Here is a 435-nt window from a genome sequence, read left to right as displayed (position 1 = left end):
CTCGGCGCGGGCGCCGACGTCGTCCTCGCGCTGCCGGAAGCGCAGGTCGGGTTCGCCGGCTCGCGGGTGCGGCCGCCGGAAACCCCGGAGGCGTACACCGCGGAGGCGAAGTTCGAGTGGGGCCAGGCCGACGCCGTCGTCGCGCCGGCCGAACTCGGCGCGAAGCTGGAACGGTGGTTGCGGCTGCTCACCGCGCGTTCGTCCGCGGCCGCTCCGCCGCCTTCGGCGCTACGAGCCACTCCGCTGCCTTCGACGGGCTGGGAGGCGGTCCAGGCAGCGCGGTCGCCTTCGCGGGCCCGGGCCACGGAGTACCTGGACGCCTACTTCGACTGGCGGGAGGACATCAGCGGCGACCGCGCGGGCGGTGTCGACCCCGGCGTCGCGTGCGGCTTCGGCTGGCGCGACGGCCGGACGATCGCCTACGCGGCGCAGTGC

At 76.3% G+C, this 435-nt stretch carries 1 pseudogene; it reads left to right on the top strand.

The window, feature by feature from the left end:
* A pseudogene (locus G3I65_RS10695) lies at nucleotides 1–435 on the top strand (acetyl-CoA carboxylase); the annotation flags it as partial.

The organism is Amycolatopsis sp. SID8362 (assembly GCF_010550475.1).
Taxonomy (GTDB): domain Bacteria; phylum Actinomycetota; class Actinomycetes; order Mycobacteriales; family Pseudonocardiaceae; genus Amycolatopsis; species Amycolatopsis eburnea.
Note: the sequence above shows the minus strand (reverse complement) of the source record. Positions and strands in the feature narration are given on the sequence as shown.